This is a genomic window from Mesorhizobium sp. M0207 (genome assembly GCF_040321995.1).
Lineage (GTDB): Bacteria > Pseudomonadota > Alphaproteobacteria > Rhizobiales > Rhizobiaceae > Mesorhizobium.
Window position 1 is genome coordinate 129,537 of sequence record NZ_JAMYSQ010000017.1, and the last position, 14,151, is coordinate 143,687.

Genomic DNA, 14,151 nt, shown 5'->3' on the forward strand with positions numbered 1-14,151 from the left:
CCGCCACGCGAAAACGGCCGGATGGAGATATCGTTCCGACGCTCAATCTGCCGGGCGCAGCCAGACCTTGTTGTCGTGGAAGGCGGCGCCGCCATAGGGCGCCGGCGCATCGGCGCCGGTCAGCACGTTGATGCCCTCGCCGCGCTCATGGGCGCTGTTGGGCCAGATGCCTTCGGCGACGACGACGCCGCGCTTGATGCCGTCGAACAGCTTTGCGTGCAGCACCACCTCGCCGCGCTGGTTGCCGACCTCGACACGGCCGCCGTCGGCGACGCCGAGTGCCGCCGCATCATCGGGATGCAGGAGCAGCTCCGGCCGGCGCTCTTTTGCCTGCGATACCGGCGTTTCGGCAAAGGTCGAATTGAGGAAATTGCGCGCCGGCGAGGTGGTCAGCCGGAACGGGTGCGCCGCGTCCGCCACCTCGATCAGGTCGACATGATCGGGGAATTCCGGCAGGCTCGCCACCGGCCCGAACAGGCCCATGCTTTTCGGTGGCCGGTTAGGCGCTGCCTGCCCGGTCCAGTTGGCGCGGAAATGGAACTTCTTGTCGGCATGGCCGAAGCCGTCGAGGAAATGCGCCGCCTCGAAATCCGGCTGCAAATCGACCCATTTCTGCTCTTTCAGGCTCGAAAAGCTGCCCAGCCCGCGCTTGCCCAGGATGATGTCGATATGCTGCTGCTCGGTCATGCCGAAGCCAGGGCGATCGGCGATACCGAGCCTTTTGCCGAGCTCCTCGATGACGAAATGGTTGGTGCGCGGACCTTCCGGCGGATCGATCAGCTTCGGCCCGAGTGTGATGTGCTGGTTGCCGCCGCCCTTGTAGACGTCGTCATGCTCGAGAAACATCGTCGCCGGCAGGACGACATCGGCGAGCTTGGCGGTGTCGGTCATGAACTGCTCGTGCACGCAGGAAAACAGATCGTCGCGCAGAAAACCTTGCTTCACCAGCCGCTGCTCCGGCGCGACATTGACCGGATTGGTGTTCTGGATCAGCAGCGCCGTCACCGGCGGGCCGCCATAGAGCGCATCCTCAGCCCCGGTCAGCACCGGGCCGATCCGCGAATGATCGAGATGACGGATCGCGGGGTCGCGCATCCGTGTGCCTTCGAGCAGTTCCTGGTTGAGCTTGAAGATGCCCGAATTGGAATGGAAGGCGCCGCCGCCCTCATATTGCCAGCAGCCGGTAACCGCCGCGATCGAGGCCGCGGCGTGCATGTTGACCGAACCGTTGCGCTGCCGCGAAAAACCGTAGCCGAGGCGAAAGTAGGTCTTCTTCGTCGTGCCGACGAGACGGGCGAAGGCCTCGATTTCGTCGACAGAAAGCCCGCTGATATCAGCGGCCCATTGCGGCGTCTTTGTGCTGAGATGCGCTTCCAGACCGTGCGGATCGTCGGTGTATTTTTCCAGATAGGCGCGGTCGGCCATGCCGTCACGGAACAGCACGTGCATCACCGCGCAGGCCAGCGCGCCGTCGGTGCCGGGCTTCAGCACCAGGCCGAGATCGGCCTGCTTCATCGTCGCATTTTCGTAGACGTCGATGACGACGATCTTGGCGCCGCGTTCCTTGCGCGCCTTGATGGCGTGGGTCATGACGTTGACCTGCGTGACCACGGCGTTGGTGCCCCAGATCACCACGCAGTCGGACTTTGCCATTTCGCGCGGGTCGGGGCCGCGCAGCGCGCCGGCGCCCATCATCCAGCCGGTCCAGGCCAGATTGGTGCAGATCGAACCGAAGAAGCCGGAATATTTCTTGGCGTGCCTGAGCCGCTCGATGCCGTCGCGCTGCACCAGACCCATCGTGCCGGCATAGTAATAGGGCCAGACCGTCTCCGAGCCATATTTTGCCTCGGCGGCTATGAACCTTTCGGCGACGAAGTCGAGCGCCGCCTCCCAGCTGGATTCCTTCCAGGCGCCCTCGCCCTTGCCGCCGGCTCGGATCAGCGGCTTCAGCAGGCGGTCGGGATGATGGACGCGATCAGCGTAACGGGCGACCTTGGCGCAGATGACGCCGGCCGTATAGCTGTTGGCCTTGGCGCCATGGACGCGACCGATGCGCTTTTCATCGAGCAGCTCGACCTCGAGCGCGCAGGTCGACGGGCAATCATGCGGACAGGCCGAATGGCCGATTCTGAGCTTCGCGTGCTGATTCATGGGAGCAAACTAGTCGTTTATGGCGGCGGCGTGTAGGGCCAGATGGGCGGGCCTACATCCCCCTCTGGGCTATTCGTCGGAAAGGCCGATCAAGTCCAAGAATGCATCAAAGTCCGGCGCAATGGGCCAAACGCTTTCGACAAGATCGATATTTGTCATGTCAAACGCAACGAGCGGATAAAGCCCCACTGTGCGTAGATCGAACGCAATCGCCTCGCCGCCCCCGTTGCTGCCGATAACGAAAAAACCCGGAAAGAACTCCTTGAATGTCCCCTGTTGCTCTATTTCGATCACCTCTTCCGCAGCGTGCAAGGCAAGCCATAGCGGCTGGACTGGCAGGGGGCCCTCACCACCGTTGCTGAAAGAGAGAAGGGCAACATAGCCTTCAGGCAGGACCAAAGGCCCCACGTCCCTGAGTTTCTCGATCGCTTCGTCTGACGCTCCATCTTTTTTGCGCCACTCCCGACCTTCAAGCATCTCATTCACCTCCTACCGCGAACCATTTGGGTATCCGGGAACGTACCCGGCCACATGACGCGACACGCTTGAGCAACGCGTCGTAGGCGCGGCATTTCGGGTATCTCCCGCGAGGGGGGAGATTGCGCTCTTCCTACTCCGCCGTGCCTTCCTCGTACTCCGCCGACATCGACAGCCATTTTTCCTCATGGCCGACCAGCTGTTGCGCAAGTTGTGAGCGCTCCTTGGCCAGCCTTGTCGCGGTCGACGGGTCCTTTTCGTAGACGGCCGGGTTGGCGAGTTCGTCCTCGATCAGGTCGATGCGCTTGCGGAGGCGGTCCATCAGCGCTTCGGTGGCGCGGATTTCCTTGGCCAGCGGCTCGAAGGCGGCGCGGCGCGCGGCCGCATCGCGGCGGCGGTCGGCCTTCGACGCTTTGTCCGCCTCGCGCTTGCCGCGGCGGTCGCCGGAGACGCCGGTGACCAGTGTCTTGTAATCCTCGAGATCGCCGTCATACGGATTAACCGCGCCGTCCTTGACCAGCCAAAGCCGATCGGCGGTCGCTTCGAGCAGATGGCGGTCGTGCGAGATCAGGATGACCGCGCCGGGAAAATCGTTCAGCGCATGGATCAGCGATTCACGGCTGTCGATATCAAGATGGTTGGTCGGCTCGTCGAGGATGAAAAGGTTCGGCCCCTCGAAGGCCGACAGGCCCATCAGGAGCCGCGCCTTCTCGCCGCCGGACAGATCCTTGGCCGCGGTATTCATCTTTTCGGTGGTCAGGCCGAACTGGGCGACGCGGCCGCGCACCTTGGATTCCGGCGCGTCCGGCATCAGCCGGCGGACGTGTTCATAGGCGTTTTCATCGGGCCTGAGGTCGTCGAGCTGGTGCTGGGCGAAGATTGCCACCTTCAGCCCGGGCGCCACAGTCATGGAGCCGGTCTCCGGCTTCAGCCGGCCGGCCAAAAGCTTGGCGAAGGTCGACTTGCCGTTGCCGTTGGCGCCGAGCAGCGCGATGCGGTCGTCGGCATCGATGCGCAGCGTCATCTTCTTCAGGATCGGCGCACCCTCGACGTAGCCGACATTGACGTTGTTCAGCGCAATGATCGGCGAGGCCACCGTCTTCACCGGCTCCGGAAAGGAGAACGGCCGCACCGTGTCGTTCACGATCGCGGCGATCGGCTTCATCTTCTCCAGCGCCTTGATGCGCGACTGCGCCTGCCTCGCCTTCGATGCCTTGGCGCGGAAGCGCTCGACAAAGGATTCCATGTGCTTTCGCGCGGCTTCCTGCTTGACGCGGCCCTTCTCCTGCAATTCGCGCTGCTCGGTGTATTGGCGCTCGAACTGGTCGTAGCCGCCGCGCCAGAAGGTCAGCTTCTTCTGGTCGAGATGAACGATCGAATTAACGGCGCGGTTGAGCAGGTCGCGATCGTGCGAAATCAGCAGCACGGTATGCGGATATTTCGACACGTAGTTTTCCAGCCACAGCGTGCCTTCGAGGTCGAGATAATTGGTCGGCTCGTCGAGCAGCAGCAGATCGGGCTCGGCAAACAACACGGCGGCCAGCGCGACGCGCATGCGCCAGCCACCGGAGAAGGACGAGGCCGGGCGCCGCTGCGCGGCATCGTCGAAGCCGAGGCCGGCGAGAATGGTGGCCGCGCGTGACTCGGCCGAGTGCGCATCGATATCGGCCAGCCGCATGTGGATGTCGGCGATGCGGTGCGGGTCGGCCGCCGTCTTTTCCTCTTCGAGCAGCGCACTCCGTTCGAGGTCGGCCTTGAGCACGATCTCGATCAGCGGCTCCTCGGTGCCCGGCGCTTCCTGCGCGACCTGGCCGATGCGCGTATTCTTGGGCAGGCTGATCGAGCCGGTCTCGGAGGCGAGGTCGCCGGTGATCGCCTTGAACAGGGTCGTCTTGCCGGTGCCGTTGCGGCCGACAAGGCCGGCCTTGCTGCCGGCCGGCAAGGTCAGCGAGGCATGGTCGAGAAGCAGGCGTCCGGCCATGCGGAGCGAAAGGTCGTTGATGATCAGCATGGCCGGGCTTTTGCACGGGACAACCATGCTTCGCAAGGGCTTGAGCCCCGGTTCGCCGCGTAAGCCGCGAAAACCGACAAAGCTGGTGATGTCGACCCCGCGCGCCGCGACTTCCCGCAAAACGCAAAAAGAACCCGCTATCCTGAGGGGGGACAAGGAGAGCGGGCTCTTTCGTGAACGGCGGCCTTGGGAGCGTCCGATCGACATCCAAACACGCAGCAGCCTGGTTTGTTCCATGGGAAGAACGAACTATGTGATGAACAAACGCTGCTGTGGCCGGCAGGTTTGTCCACAGGGGCGTGCCGTCTGTACGCTATCGACCATGACGCTGCGGAAAGACTCGGCTATCCTTGGATGTGCGGCGGGCCTGATCTCCGCCTGGCCGGCGCCATCAGCTTCCTCCCAAGCGGCGCCGGCCACCTTCCTTGACCGACGCCGACGCCATTTGAGGCGGTCATTGTTTCGGCGGCGTGCCGGGCTGATCGCCGCCGGTCGTCGACTTCGGCACCGGATTCTTGTCGACCTGCGGGTTCTGATCGACCGTGTCGCCAGGGGCCTTGGTCGGCTGGATATTGTTGTCGCAACCCGCAACGGTCAGAGCTGCCATAAGCAGCAGGATTGAGCGCTTTTTCATCGCAGTCTCCTCTCGCCCGACAACGAGGCGTCGGCGATTTGGTTGCGCGGCCGGCGTCGTTCTCGCATTGGCCGAGGAGCCCGGGAACAAAATGCCGTGTCTCCGGTTGCTGCACAATCAATGGAGGATGGCATGATCCGTCTGCTCATCGCCGGGGCAATCGTCTATGTCGCCTATCGCGTCGCCAAGAAAGTGATCGACGAGGTGCCCGACGATTTCGATCCGCTGCTGCTGCCGCCGCCACAGGACGATCGCGAGGCGCTGCGGCGGCAATCGGCAAGGATGGGCGTCGAGCCCGAGCGTTAGTCGACAGGCCTGCCCGCAAGGCTTCTTCGTTCACGAGCCCTATTCCGGCTCCGCAAACCGTTGCGAACAAAGCAGAAACGATGCTTGATGGGCGATGAACCTCGCCGCCCGTGATTCGTCCTTCCAGCCGGCCTATCTGGCGAAGCTCAACGCCGAGCAGCGGCTTGCCGTCGAACATGGCGACGGCAAGATCGCCGGGCCGTTGCTGGTGATTGCCGGCGCCGGCTCCGGCAAAACCAACACGCTGGCGCACCGGGTCGCGCATCTGATCGTCAGGGGTGCCGACCCGCGCCGCATCCTTTTGATGACATTTTCGCGCCGTGCCGCAGCGGAAATGGCCAAGCGGGTCGAGCGCATCGCCGGCGAGGTGCTGGGGCGCGATGCCTCGGTGATTACCGATGCGCTGAGCTGGGCCGGCACGTTCCACGGCATCGGCGCCAGGCTGCTGCGCGATTATGCGCTGGAGATCGGTCTCGATCCGGCCTTCACCATCCACGATCGCGAGGATTCCGCCGACCTGATGAACCTCGCCCGCCACGAGCTTGGGTTTTCGAAGACCGAAGCCCGCTTTCCGACCAAGGGCACCTGCCTTGCGATCTATTCGCGCGCCGTCAACGCACAGGCGCCGCTCGGCGAGGTGCTGGGTTCGGTGTTCCCGTGGTGCGCCGGCTGGGCCGAACAGCTGAAGCAATTATTCGCACGATATGTCGAGGCCAAGCAGGCGCAGAATGTGCTCGATTACGACGACCTGCTGCTCTACTGGGCGCAGATGGCCGGCGAGCCGGAAATCGCCGCGCATCTGGGTGCGCGTTTCGACCATGTGCTGGTCGATGAATACCAGGACACCAACCGGCTGCAGGCATCGATCCTGACGGCGCTCAAGCCCGACGGATCTGGGCTGACGGTGGTCGGCGACGACGCGCAGTCGATCTATTCGTTCCGCGCCGCGGAAGTGCGCAATATCCTGGATTTTCCCAAGCAGTTCGCGCAGCCGGCGGAAGTCGTCATGCTGGAGCGCAATTACCGCTCGACCGAGACCATCCTGGCGGCCGCCAATGCGGTAATCGGCGAAGCGTCGGAACGTTTCACCAAAAATCTCTGGACCGAGCGCAAATCTGCGGAAAAGCCGAAGCTGGTCAGCGTGCGCGACGAGACCGAGCAGGCGAGCTATGTCTGCCAGGCGATACTCACCGAACGCGAGGCCGGCACTGTTCTCAAAGCACAGGCGGTGCTGTTTCGCGCCTCGCACCATAGCGGCCCGCTGGAGATCGAGCTGACGCGCCGCAACATCCCCTTCGTCAAGTTCGGCGGGCTGAAATTTCTCGATGCCGCCCACGTCAAGGATATGCTGGCCGTGCTGCGCTTTGCCGAAAACCCGCGCGACCGCGTCGCCGGCTTTCGCGTGCTGCAACTTCTGCCGGGCATCGGCCCTTCGGCCGCCAATGCGATCGTCGAGACCATGGCAAATTCGCTTGACGAGACGATGGGGCTTGCCCGCTATCGGCCGCCGCAGCGTGCCGCCGACGACTGGCCGGGCTTTGTCGCGCTCTATAGCGGCCTGCGCGCCGGCGCGCAAAAATGGCCGGCCGACATCGAACAGGTCAGGCTCTGGTACGAGCCGCATCTGGAACGCATCCACGAGGATGCAACGACGCGCCGGGCCGATCTCCTGCAGCTCGAGCAGATCGCTTCCGGCTATGCGTCGCGCGAGCGCTTCCTTACCGAGCTGACACTCGATCCGCCGGACGCGACCAGCGACGAGGCCGGCCCGCCACACCGCGACGAGGATTATCTGATCCTGTCGACGATCCATTCGGCCAAGGGCCAGGAGTGGAAGAACGTCTTCGTGCTCAACACCGTCGACGGCTGCATCCCGATCGATCTCGGCGTCGGCAGCAAGGAGGATGTCGACGAGGAGCGGCGGCTGCTCTACGTGGCGATGACGCGGGCCAAGGACACCCTGCACCTGGTCATGCCGCATCGCTTTTTCGTCCATGGCCAGGCGGCGCGCGGCGACCGCCATGTCTATGCCTCGCGCACGCGCTTCATCCCGCGCTCGATCCTCGGCGCCTTCGAGCAGGTGGCATGGGCCAGCGTCCAGGCCAGAGACGATCCGCGCCGCCAGCCGCAGGTACGTGTCGACCTCGGCGCCCGCATGCGCGGCATGTGGAAATAGGCACCCGCCTCGACGTCGGCGCTGCTCGCCCGGCGACCGCTCCCGGAGCCGGCGAAAAAACAATCCCGGCAACATGGAACCTCGCGCCGTGATCCGCGTTTCTGCCCGACCCCCAGACCGGAGAACGGCGTCCGCCGTGACCTCCGCCCATTCGAGAGGCCAGAATGCACGACAGGACGTTTTCCACCCCGGTCGCCCTAACCGTTGGCGCCGGCTACAAGCGTACGATCGCTTCGTTCTCCGAGATGCACGAATTCCTGACCGAGTTCCCGCCTTCGCGCCGCCGGCTGAGCTATGGCGCCGCGGTGAAGGCCTGCGAGGCGGCACGTGCCGGCGATATCTCGCCCGAAGCGGCACGCGACGCCCTGATCACCTTTGCCGTAACGGCAGGCATCCTCTGGCCGGCCGCCCAGCCGGCGGTCTCGGTCAAGCCGGTCGCCCGGGGCCTCGGCGGCTACGCCGCCTGACAGAAACGACCATCAATGGACCGTCATCGGGCCGCCGCCCGGCGGGTCGCCCGCTGCCGCGGTTTCGAAACTGACCTGATCGCGGCCGTTCGATTTGGCCTTGTAAAGGTGCTTGTCCGCCACCACGAACATCTCGGCGTAGGTGGTCGGCCCGCTGAAGGCGACGCCGCCGATGCTGACCGAGAGAGGACAGGGCCGGCCGCCAGGCGAGAACTCCGCCTCACGGACGCGCCGGCGAATTGTCTCCGCCACCAGCCAGGACTGCGAAGGATCTGCGCCGGGAAGGAAAACCGCAAATTCCTCGCCGCCGATCCGGCCGACGATGTCGGCGCCGCGCAGCTGGCCCTGGATTGTCCTGGCGATCAGCTTGAGCGCCTGGTCTCCGCAGTCGTGGCCGAGGCGGTCGTTGACGGATTTGAAATGGTCGGCATCGACGATCAGCAAGGCTCCGGCATTTACGACGGAATGGCTGCGGGCCTGTTCGAGATAGGCCTCGACGAGCATGGAAAATGCACCCCGGTTGAATACCGCCGTCAGGCTGTCGGTCGCCGCGACGACGGCCAGTACCTTCTGCGCGATCGCCAGCTGGCGCATTTTCCACATGAGGAAGAAGAAGAACGAGCTGGCCAGGACAAGCGGCAGCAGCAGGTCTGTGAGCTGCGCCCGCCACAGCGCTTCCGGCGACAAATACGGGAAATTGAAGGAATCGACGAGGAATGCGGCTGCAATGCAGACTGCCGTGCCCGCGACGGTAACCGCCACGACCCTGCCCCAGCTCGTCGGGGACAAATCGATCTGCATGCTTTTGCTCCTGCTTCAGCCGGCTACCTTGAAGCAACAGCGCAAACGAAGTCCTAAGACTTTGCTTCAATTCGATCGCAGTCGAAGCGAAACCAGCCGTCGAGATGGCGGCCAGATAAGGAGATCGGTCCTAAATCAGCTGCCGTCTGATGCTCATCCGGGTGACCGCGGTCACAAGAATGGCGCCGATCATGAAATAGATGGTCGCGACAATGTCGCCCTGGTGGAAATAATAACCGGAGTTGAGAAGCGCCAGGACCACGGCGAAGAACGCCACGAGGCGCAAGGGTTCATTGGGCATGCGTGCCAATTCTCGCTGTTGCTGCTGAATGCTGCTGAAGCGGCCGCCCTCACGACCGTCCGCTCCATAAAATGTTTCGGCGCGTTTTGCAATCTCGGCAGATTGTCCTCTATCCACCGTCCGCGTCACCAGCCGCCCCAGATTCAGGCGAAAGCCCTGCCCTCCTCGCTGCGCTGGAACATCGTCAGGTCCAGTCCGAGGCTTGGCTTGCCCAGAATGGTCAGGATCGCATGCGCCTGGCCGCGGTGGTGGGTCTGGTGGTTGAAGAAGTGGTCGAGCGCCGGCGCCAGCCGCTGAGAGACGGTGCGCATATCCGAGACGGTCATGTAGGAGAAGCGGCCCGACAGCGCCTTGTCGCTCAGGCCGTCGACCCAGTCGATGATCCGTTTGTCCTCGGCCTCGCGCGCCAGCCGCAAGCCTGGCAAGGCGCGGTGCAGGACCGTGTCGAGCCTTGCCGGCGCGTCGCCCTCGCCGGTGAAGCGTTTCATCCAGATACGGTCGGCTGCCAGGAGGTGGTTGAGCGTTCCCATCATCGAACCGAAGAAGACGCCGACATTGCGGTCGAACTCTTCCTCGTCGAGATCGGCGGCGGCATCGTAGATGCGGCCGTTGGCCCATTGATTGTAGGCCGCAAACATCCTGAAATGCTGTTTCATTTTCTCCCGACCTGCGAGACCCCCTGCGCGGGTCCGTTTCGGGCATAGTTAGACTGCAAGGACGCTGCCGCCAATGACCATTCTGCTCTATGACCTTGTCGGACGCGATGCCGCCCGCCCATTCAGCCCACATTGCTGGAAGGCGGCGATGGCGCTGGCCCACAAAGGGCTCGACATCACCAGCGTGCCGACCCGTTTCGTCGAAGTGCCGAAGGTGGAAGGCGGCGTCTCGAAGCTCGTTCCGGTGATCCGCGACGGCGAGACGGTGGTCGCCGATTCCTTCGCCATCGCGCTCTATCTCGAGGAGACCTATCCCGAGCGGCCGACGTTGTTTTCCGGCGACGGCGGCAAGGCGACGGCGCGCTTCATCGAACGCTGGTCGCAGCTGACCATCCATCCCTACGTCACCACCGCTGCGATACTGGACCTGCACGCTATGCAGGACGAGGCGAACGCCGCCTATTTCCGGCAGAACCGCGAGCAGCGCTTCGGCAAGCCCCTGGAGGCGGTTTACGCCACCCGCGACGCCGGGCTCGCCGGCTTCCGCGCCTCGCTGGAGCCGCTGCGCTCGATGCTTGGCTATCAGCCCTTCATCGGCGGCCGGTCGCCGCTATTTGCCGACTACATCGTTTTCGGCGCGCTGCAATGGGCGCGCATCGCCACGCCCTACCGGCTGCTCGACGACAGCGACGTCGTGGCGCAATGGTTCGAACGATGCCTCGATCTGCATGGCGGCCTCGGCCGCAACGTCGCGGCGGCAGCGATCGCCCCGCTCGAGAGTTGAAATCGGCAGTTTTTATCGGAGGCGCCACATTTTGTTCTTGCTTTGTGCCGGCAGCTATGCTACTAATCTCGATATGGTGATGATTCGCACCGACGCCCGCCCGGCCTGCCGAGGCGGGTTTTGTTTTGCCGATCGAGGTCCAACGGCGTTGCCGGCAGGGATGTCGTCCGGCCTTAGCTGCAAGTTGCCAGCCGGCGAAATGCGACAATGCGGGTAGACGAAGTGTCGCTCGAAGCGCCTCATCAGTGCCTGGATCGAAGCAAACAAGACGAACATCCGGCGAACCGGGCAATCACAACAAAGGCAGCGCGCCATGACGGCAAACCCAGAGTTCCCGGCCGATTTTCGCGCTGCGCTCGCCAACCTTTTCCTGTGGCGGCGCGACGTCAGGCGGTTCAAGCCGACGCCGCTCCCCGATGGAGCGCTGGAGCGGCTGCTCGAGCTTGCCAGCGCCGCGCCGTCCGTCGGGCTGAGCCAGCCCTGGCGCTTCGTCGTCGCCGAGAGCGAAGCATGCCGCGCCGCCGTCAGGGCCTGCTTCGAGCGCTGCAACGCGGAGGCACTCCAAACCTTTTGCGGTGAACGCGCCGCCCTGTATTCGCGCCTGAAGCTTGCCGGCCTGAATGAGGCGCCCTGCCAGCTTGCGGTTTTCGCCGACCGCGCAACCGAGCAAGGACATGGGCTCGGCCGCCAGACCATGCCGGCCACCATAGACTATTCGGCTGTCATGGCGGTCCACACGATGTGGCTGGCGGCGCGGGCCGAAGGAATAGGCATGGGCTGGGTCTCGATCCTCGATCCGGCGGAGATGGCGACGATCCTGGATGTGCCGCCGGAGTGGACGCTGATCGGTTACTTCTGCATCGGCTATCCCTCGGAGGAACACAGCGTGCCGGAACTGGAACGGGAAGGCTGGGAAACCCGGCGGCCGTCTATCGTGACAAGGCGGTAGTGGAATGGCGGCGCTGCGCGGGGAAGAATGACTCCTCCCTGCAGGGCTGTGGATGTCATGGATGGTTTCGCCGATCGTCAGCATTGCCAGCAAGACACACCATGGCAAAGCCAGTCGTGACGGGCTTGACCTGAGGGAAGGGCATAGAATGTTTCGCTACGACATGCAGGCCGAGATCTGGGTCTATCCGGGCAAGGGCGGCTGGCATTTCGTGACGCTGCCGCCGGAGCTTGGAGCCCGGATCAAGACGGCGATGGTGGGGATGGCAAGGCCCTGGGGCTCGCTTGGCGTGGAAGCCGTCATCGGCCAGACCAGATGGCGGACATCGCTGTTTCCCGACCAGAAATCCGGCAGCCTGCTCTTGCCGATCAAGACCGCGGTGCGGGTCCGCGAAGGCCTCGGGGCTGGCGACACGGCCAACCTGACGATCGAGATGCAGTTATGACGACGTAGTCTCAGGCTGACGACGACGCGCTATAGGGCGGCCAGTCGATCGGACCCAAGTGGGTACGGTTTCTGGAAAATCCGATGCTCAGCAAAAAGATGGAGCGGCGGCATGGTTCGACTTGAAAGTCCGCCGCCCCAGCGCAGAAATGCGCGCTGCGCCGGCCTCCCCTTGGCAAGGCGGCGGGCGGCTTGTATAGAGCCCGCCACCCTCAATTCCACTCTCCATCACAAGGACGATCCCATGGCGCTCGAACGCACTTTTTCCATGATCAAGCCGGACGCGACCCGTCGCAACCTCACCGGCGCTATCACCAAGATACTGGAAGATGCCGGCCTGCGCGTCGTCGCTTCGCGCCGGGTGTGGATGAGCCGCCGCGAGGCGGAAGGTTTCTATGCCGTCCACAAGGAGCGTCCGTTCTTCGGCGAGCTGGTCGAATCCATGTCGTCGGGCCCGACAGTCGTGCAAGTACTGGAAGGCGAGAACGCCATTGCCAAGAACCGCGAAGTGATGGGCGCCACCAATCCGGCAAGCGCCGCCGAAGGCACCATCCGCAAGCTGCACGCGCTGTCGATCGGCGAGAATTCCGTGCATGGTTCCGATGCGCCCGAAACCGCCGCCCAGGAGATCAAATACTGGTTCTCGGACACCGAGATCGTCGGCTGAGCCGGCATCCCGAACCCCATCAAAGAGGCCGGCGCAACGCCGGCCTTTTTTGCTAAAGCGCGTCGCGTTCGACCGGCCTCCTGCGACGCGCTTTAGGTTTCTTGTCTTGATGCATGTCGTTATCGCAAAACCGCTGCACACTTTTGCGCGACATGCAGTAGCCGACATTTTCAGCTTCAGGCTCCTCGACGGGTCACGGGCGCGTTAAGCTCGGAGGGGCGGATCAAACGCGGTCCCGACAATGGAGCCGACCAGGCCATGACCAGCACCATTCCCGGTTTCTTCCAAGGCACCGAAATGCCAACCGGCGGCTGGTGGGAAGCGCTGTGGCCCGAGCCTGCCAGTGTCCTGGCGGCGGTCGGCATGAAGCCCGGCACGGACGTGGTCGATCTCTGCTGCGGCGACGGCTGGTTCACGCTGCCAATCGCCAGGGTCGCCCGTCATGTGATCGCTATCGACATTGATGCCGATCTGCTCGAAGTTGCCAGGCTGCGGCTGGCCGAAGGAGGCGCGGGCAATTGCGAGTTTTTGGCGGGCGACGCCTATGACCTTGCCGGGCTGGTGCCTCAAACCGTCGACTTCGTCTTTATCGCCAACGCTTTCCACGGCGTTCCGGATCGGCCGCGGCTTGCCCGCGCCGTGCGCGCGACGCTTGGCCCTGCGGGTCGTTTTGCCATCGTCAACTGGCACCAGTATCCGCGCGAGCAAACCACGGTCCTGGGCGAGCCGCGCGGGCCAAAGACCGAGCTGAGGCTGTCACCCGAACAGACCACCGCGTCGGTGGAAGCGAGCGGGTTCAAGCTCGCCGAGCTAGTTGATGTGCCGCCCTATCACTATGGCGCGGTATTCAAACTCGCGACGAATTGAGAATATCGCATGAGATGCGGCATCGTCGCCCGATCCATGTCGCCCGCCGCCCCCTAGCGGCGGGTTCTGCCGGTCTATTTCGCCTGGCGTTCCTTCACGTTCGCATGTTCATTCGCCGCTGGCGTGTCGGTAGACGGGGTCTTGGTCTCTTCACCTGAAAACGGGCTGCCCTGCCCCGGTGCGAGATCGCCACTATGGCCGGCCTTGTTGGTCTGGAACGGTTGGCTGTCCGCTTTGAGACCGTGGTCAAGAGCATTGACGAGATGGTCGTCCGCCTTGGCAAGGCCGGTAAAGGCAAGGAGCGATGCACCGGTGGCGGCAAGGATAAGCGTGTGCGTTTTCATGTCTGGACTCCTTTGAGTTAAGGCCAGAACGAGCCGCAGCCATTCTGGCGGCTTCAACGAAGGGACAAACGTCCCTTTTGCCTTACCCGCCATTCATGAAGAACTAACGCGCCCCC

16 protein-coding genes are annotated in these 14,151 nt (G+C 63.8%); 8 read left to right on the plus strand and 8 right to left on the minus strand.

Annotation, left to right across the window (positions count from 1 at the left end; all coding sequences use genetic code 11):
* Window positions 1–42: 42 nt before the first annotated feature.
* From NKJ15_RS21970 to NKJ15_RS21985, 4 genes are all read right to left on the minus strand, one after another.
* Window positions 43–2,151, minus strand: a complete 2,109-nt coding sequence (locus NKJ15_RS21970; protein ID WP_352817547.1) for a molybdopterin-containing oxidoreductase family protein — start codon at window positions 2,149–2,151, stop codon at window positions 43–45.
* 69 nt (window positions 2,152–2,220) lie between these two features.
* The gene (locus NKJ15_RS21975) at window positions 2,221–2,628 is read right to left on the minus strand and encodes an SMI1/KNR4 family protein (protein WP_352817550.1); all 408 of its coding nucleotides are present in this window, start codon (window positions 2,626–2,628) and stop codon (window positions 2,221–2,223) included.
* A gap of 133 nt (window positions 2,629–2,761) precedes the next feature.
* On the minus strand, window positions 2,762–4,639 hold the full coding sequence (locus NKJ15_RS21980) for an ABC-F family ATP-binding cassette domain-containing protein (protein ID WP_352817553.1): 1,878 nt from the start codon (window positions 4,637–4,639) through the stop codon (window positions 2,762–2,764).
* Between the two features lie 454 nt (window positions 4,640–5,093).
* A complete protein-coding gene (locus NKJ15_RS21985) occupies window positions 5,094–5,273 on the minus strand; it encodes a hypothetical protein (protein ID WP_023677659.1) in 180 nt (59 codons plus the stop codon).
* Window positions 5,274–5,405: 132 nt separating this feature from the next.
* Here NKJ15_RS21985 and NKJ15_RS21990 point away from each other — a divergent pair, with 132 nt between their 5' ends.
* The 3 genes from NKJ15_RS21990 (at window position 5,406) to NKJ15_RS22000 (ending at window position 8,222) form a co-directional block, all read left to right on the plus strand.
* Entirely contained in the window at window positions 5,406–5,579 is a 174-nt protein-coding gene (locus NKJ15_RS21990) for a hypothetical protein (RefSeq protein ID WP_023677660.1), read from the plus strand.
* Between the two features lie 94 nt (window positions 5,580–5,673).
* On the plus strand, window positions 5,674–7,755 hold the full coding sequence (locus tag NKJ15_RS21995) for an ATP-dependent helicase (RefSeq protein WP_352817556.1): 2,082 nt from the start codon (window positions 5,674–5,676) through the stop codon (window positions 7,753–7,755).
* 164 nt (window positions 7,756–7,919) lie between these two features.
* Entirely contained in the window at window positions 7,920–8,222 is a 303-nt protein-coding gene (locus tag NKJ15_RS22000; protein WP_352472610.1) for a DUF982 domain-containing protein, read from the plus strand.
* A gap of 12 nt (window positions 8,223–8,234) precedes the next feature.
* Here NKJ15_RS22000 and NKJ15_RS22005 read toward each other — a convergent pair whose 3' ends face one another.
* From NKJ15_RS22005 to NKJ15_RS22015, 3 genes are all read right to left on the minus strand, one after another.
* Entirely contained in the window at window positions 8,235–9,023 is a 789-nt protein-coding gene (locus NKJ15_RS22005) for a GGDEF domain-containing protein (protein ID WP_352472609.1), read from the minus strand.
* A 130-nt stretch (window positions 9,024–9,153) separates the two neighbouring features.
* Window positions 9,154–9,453, minus strand: a complete 300-nt coding sequence (locus NKJ15_RS22010) for a hypothetical protein (RefSeq protein ID WP_352617699.1) — start codon at window positions 9,451–9,453, stop codon at window positions 9,154–9,156.
* A 14-nt stretch (window positions 9,454–9,467) separates the two neighbouring features.
* Complete coding sequence (locus NKJ15_RS22015) at window positions 9,468–9,980, minus strand: DinB family protein (protein ID WP_352472607.1); 513 nt, start codon at window positions 9,978–9,980, stop codon at window positions 9,468–9,470.
* Window positions 9,981–10,053: 73 nt separating this feature from the next.
* On the opposite strand from NKJ15_RS22015, the gene NKJ15_RS22020 reads away from it, so the two are divergent.
* The 5 genes from NKJ15_RS22020 to NKJ15_RS22040 all read left to right on the plus strand — a co-directional run bounded on the left by NKJ15_RS22020 (window position 10,054) and on the right by NKJ15_RS22040 (window position 13,691).
* On the plus strand, window positions 10,054–10,764 hold the full coding sequence (locus NKJ15_RS22020; RefSeq protein WP_352617693.1) for a glutathione S-transferase family protein: 711 nt from the start codon (window positions 10,054–10,056) through the stop codon (window positions 10,762–10,764).
* A gap of 313 nt (window positions 10,765–11,077) precedes the next feature.
* Entirely contained in the window at window positions 11,078–11,713 is a 636-nt protein-coding gene (bluB, locus tag NKJ15_RS22025) for a 5,6-dimethylbenzimidazole synthase (RefSeq protein ID WP_352617690.1), read from the plus strand.
* A gap of 148 nt (window positions 11,714–11,861) precedes the next feature.
* Window positions 11,862–12,158 carry a DUF1905 domain-containing protein gene (locus tag NKJ15_RS22030; RefSeq protein WP_352617688.1) on the plus strand — a complete coding sequence of 99 codons (297 nt, stop codon included), beginning with the start codon at window positions 11,862–11,864 and terminating at the stop codon, window positions 12,156–12,158.
* Between the two features lie 243 nt (window positions 12,159–12,401).
* Window positions 12,402–12,824 carry a nucleoside-diphosphate kinase gene (gene ndk, locus NKJ15_RS22035; protein WP_023677669.1) on the plus strand — a complete coding sequence of 141 codons (423 nt, stop codon included), beginning with the start codon at window positions 12,402–12,404 and terminating at the stop codon, window positions 12,822–12,824.
* Window positions 12,825–13,082: 258 nt separating this feature from the next.
* Complete coding sequence (locus NKJ15_RS22040; protein WP_352817561.1) at window positions 13,083–13,691, plus strand: class I SAM-dependent methyltransferase; 609 nt, start codon at window positions 13,083–13,085, stop codon at window positions 13,689–13,691.
* 74 nt (window positions 13,692–13,765) lie between these two features.
* Here the strand turns inward: NKJ15_RS22040 and NKJ15_RS22045 are convergent, their stop codons facing one another.
* Window positions 13,766–14,035 carry a hypothetical protein gene (locus NKJ15_RS22045; protein WP_352667151.1) on the minus strand — a complete coding sequence of 90 codons (270 nt, stop codon included), beginning with the start codon at window positions 14,033–14,035 and terminating at the stop codon, window positions 13,766–13,768.
* Window positions 14,036–14,151 lie beyond the last annotated feature (116 nt).